The 3,247-nt window shown below is 40.9% G+C and carries 5 protein-coding genes and 1 pseudogene; 2 read left to right on the top strand and 4 right to left on the bottom strand.

Going from position 1 to position 3,247, the window contains the following annotated elements; all coding sequences use genetic code 11:
* Positions 1 to 648, top strand: a 648-nt coding sequence (locus AC6F75_RS12915; protein ID WP_500715506.1) for a universal stress protein, incomplete at its 5' end; no start/stop codon positions are given.
* A gap of 3 nt (positions 649 to 651) precedes the next feature.
* On the opposite strand, the gene rfbD is transcribed toward AC6F75_RS12915, so the two are convergent.
* From rfbD to AC6F75_RS12895, 4 genes are all read right to left on the bottom strand, one after another.
* Positions 652 to 1,497: a dTDP-4-dehydrorhamnose reductase gene (gene rfbD / locus AC6F75_RS12910; RefSeq protein WP_500715505.1), complete on the bottom strand. Its 846-nt coding sequence runs from the start codon at positions 1,495 to 1,497 to the stop codon at positions 652 to 654.
* Between the two features lie 2 nt (positions 1,498 to 1,499).
* Complete coding sequence (rfbC, locus tag AC6F75_RS12905) at positions 1,500 to 2,060, bottom strand: dTDP-4-dehydrorhamnose 3,5-epimerase (RefSeq protein WP_500715504.1); 561 nt, start codon at positions 2,058 to 2,060, stop codon at positions 1,500 to 1,502.
* Positions 2,061 to 2,160: 100 nt separating this feature from the next.
* Positions 2,161 to 2,583: a PIN domain-containing protein gene (locus AC6F75_RS12900; RefSeq protein ID WP_500715503.1), complete on the bottom strand. Its 423-nt coding sequence runs from the start codon at positions 2,581 to 2,583 to the stop codon at positions 2,161 to 2,163.
* Positions 2,580 to 2,831: a DUF6364 family protein gene (locus AC6F75_RS12895; protein ID WP_500715502.1), complete on the bottom strand. Its 252-nt coding sequence runs from the start codon at positions 2,829 to 2,831 to the stop codon at positions 2,580 to 2,582. Before AC6F75_RS12895 ends, AC6F75_RS12900 begins: the two co-directional genes overlap by 4 nt.
* Positions 2,832 to 3,037: 206 nt before the next feature.
* On the opposite strand from AC6F75_RS12895, the pseudogene AC6F75_RS12890 reads away from it, so the two are divergent.
* Positions 3,038 to 3,247 (top strand): annotated as a pseudogene (locus tag AC6F75_RS12890) (gliding motility-associated ABC transporter permease subunit GldF); the annotation flags it as partial.

The raw sequence follows: 3,247 nt of genomic DNA, 5'->3' as shown, positions 1-3,247 counted from the left end.
AGCAGAAACCAACTTCAGACCCAAATTCATAAAATTGAAGCAACACCCCAAAGTGAAAATCACAAGTTTTTTGCCCTTTGTGCTACAGGAACCATCGTAGAGGCCATTAGAACTGAAGTAGAGCGCAAGCAAATTGATTTGATAGTCATGGGCACCAAAGGTACATCAGGCATTAAAAAAATAGCCGTGGGCTCCAACACTACCGATGTTATTAGCAAAGTAAAGTGCAACACTTTGGTCATCCCTGAAGATGCACGTTTTTCCGGTATCTACAATCTGGCTTTGCCCACCGATTACAATATTTTTTATGGGGCCAAAATTCTTGAAACCATTTCAGACATTATGGAGTTGTTTGAGGCGCAAATTCATATCATCTACCTGGCCAAAAGGAATGAAGCTATTGTGGGCGACCAGATGCAAAACAAAGAGTTGCTGCAGGATTACTTTATGGAAGACAACCACCGGTTTATGTCGTTGACCAACCGCAACCTGGACAAGGCCATACAGGAATGTGTTGAAAAACACGACATCAAGCTGATTGCCATGGTGGCTAAAAACATCCACTTTTTTCAGCAAATCTTTTTCAGCTCCAACACTTCATACACACGTTACCAAAAAGAGATTCCGTTTTTGGTGTTGCATGAATAACTACTATAACTTGTTCAGGGATATTTCCCAGTCTTCAATTTCCAAACCAAAAGCAGCTTTAATTTTGCTATGATCCAGCACGCTGTAGCGCGGTCGTTTTGCAGCGGTTGGGAACTGTTCAGTGGTCACGGGAATGACCCGGATATTGATATTGTGTTTTTTAAAGATAGCTTGCGCGAAACCATACCAGGTCGTGGCTCCCGCATTTGAAAAATGGTAAATCCCCGAGTTTTTCTCGTTGAGTTGTGGGACTATTTTTACGATGGCTTGAGCAAGGTCGTTTGCGTTGGTGGGGCAACCGGTTTGGTCATCAACCACCTGAAGTTCGTTTTTGGTTTTGGCAAGCCTTAGCATGGTTTTGTAAAAGTTATGTCCGTATTGACTGTACAGCCAGGAAGTGCGGATGATGGCAAAAACCGGCAACTCAGTTGACAGTATCATATTTTCCCCAAAATATTTTGTCCATCCATACACCGTTTTCGGGTTTGTTTTGTCCTCCTCCAAATAAGGATTTTGTTTTTCACCGTCAAACACATAATCTGTTGAAATGTGAATGAGTTTGCAGTTGTGAGCAAAGCACAGGGCAGCAAGAAAACCCACTCCGGTAGTGTTAACGTTTGAAGCTGTTTCCGCTTGAGTTTCCGCTTCATCCACTTGGGTATAGGCGGCTGTATTGATAACAAGTGTGGGTCGGAATTTAATAAAAACAGTATCCATTTGATCAAAATCAGTCAGGTCAAATTCGGCTTTGTTAAAAAATAACACTTCAGCATCAAACTTTTGATTTTTAAGTGCTTGTGCCAGCTGGCCTTCGGCTCCGGTGACGATGATCAAGGGTTCACGTTCCATAACTACAAGGCTTCAAGTTGCTTGACCGCTTCCGCGAAAGCGGGATTGTTACGGTCTTTTTCCGAAACAATAAAATCAGATTCCGGTAACAGCCAGTCGATGGCGAGCTTGGGGTCGTTATAAGCCAAGCCGATTTCAAAGTCGCGGTTGTAAAAATTGTCACATTTATAAACAAACACCGCCAACTCGCTCAAGACGGAAAAGCCGTGAGCAAATCCGCGTGGAATAAATAGTTGTGTATGGTTTTCATCAGACAATATTACTGAAAATGCTTGGCCGAAGGTGGGTTCATCCTTTCGCAGGTCCACCACCACATCCAGCACCTTGCCTTTGATGCAGCGCACGAGCTTGGCCTGGGCATACTCCCCACCCTGCATATGCAGACCGCGCACCACACCATACTGCGACATGGACTGGTTATCCTGCACAAAATGTACGCTGATGCCTGTTTGCGATTTGAAATGCCGCTCGTTAAAAGTTTCGTAGAAATACCCACGGCTGTCACCCAACAGCTTGGGCTGGCAAACAATCAGGTCGCGAAATTCGGTTTTGTTGTACTCCATAGTTTAATGTGTCCTGCAAATATATGTTTTTGTTTGAAGTTGGAGTTTTTAAATCATCACACAACAAGCAAAATCACGGTGGAAGCTATAGTTAGGTTAATTATTTTTTTCGAATGCTGTTCAAATATTCACCGGCAGTCATTACGGGAATATATGAGTTTTTAAAATCTTTCCCGTTTCGCGTAATGATAATGTCACAATTTGATTCAACAGCACTAAAATATTGCAATGAATCCTCAAAATCTTTAAAGTCAGCGTTCAGCCCTTTCTCTATGATGTGCTCATCGAGTTTGCTTATTTCGCAGATAATTTTAAACTTTCTAAGCTTCTCTTTGGCGATTTCGGCGCTTTCAAATTTTGTGAGAAAATAATTTACGGTTGCAAATGAAATCGGGGAAACCACCTGTTTCAATTTGCCTTTATCCGCCAATGTCGCCAACTTGGCCATTGACTCGTAGAAGGGATGTCTTTCTCCAAGAAAATCCAATATGACATTGGTGTCGATGAAAAGCCTGGTTTTCATTGATGCTTATCTGCTAAGTATTCAGCATAATCCTTTTTGTATTCCAAATCTAAAGGAATGCTTGTTCCCGTTGCGATGCTTTTTACAAAAGGTGAAATTTCAAACTCCTCTTCGTTATTATTCTCAGTTGTTAAAGACTGAAGGTAAAACTCCACAAGTCGGGACAAACTCATTTTTTTATCAGCAGCATATTTTTTTGCTTTCTCTATGATTTCCTGATTGAGCTTTAATGTTAATTTTGTATTCATTACGCTATGTATTATACGTACAAATATAATAAAACTATCCGTATAAATTGAAATTTGAACGAATTCTTAACTCAAGTTTAAAGACATATAGGAATTCAAACACCTTTACCCCGATTATACAAACTAATTGTTATTTTTGTGGGAGCCTTATGTTTTTGAGGTTTTTGCACAATATTGCTATTCCACTTTAGTTAAAGTAACAGTTTATGATGGCACTTATTTTCAGGGAAATCAATTCTTTTTTCGGGTCGCTGATCGGCTATCTGGTGATTGCTGTTTTTCTATTGATTAACGGCTTGTTCCTTTGGCTTTTTGACGGTCCGTTTAACATTCTCAATGCAGGGTTTGCAGAACTTTCCTCCTTTTTTCAGTTGGCGCCCTGGGTGATGATTTTTTTGATTCCGGCGGTGACGATG

This window comes from Planktosalinus sp. (assembly GCF_059864935.1).
Note: the sequence above shows the minus strand (reverse complement) of the source record. Positions and strands in the feature narration are given on the sequence as shown.

Excerpts from the sequence above, each read along its gene's own strand:
- rfbD (WP_500715505.1), bottom strand. The coding sequence starts at position 1,497 with ATGGAACGTGAACCCTTGATCATCGTCACCGGAGCCGAAGGCCAGCTG.
- AC6F75_RS12900 (WP_500715503.1), bottom strand. The coding sequence starts at position 2,583 with ATGAAAACCAGGCTTTTCATCGACACCAATGTCATATTGGATTTTCTT.
- AC6F75_RS12895 (WP_500715502.1), bottom strand. The coding sequence starts at position 2,831 with ATGAATACAAAATTAACATTAAAGCTCAATCAGGAAATCATAGAGAAA.
- rfbC (WP_500715504.1), bottom strand. The coding sequence starts at position 2,060 with ATGGAGTACAACAAAACCGAATTTCGCGACCTGATTGTTTGCCAGCCC.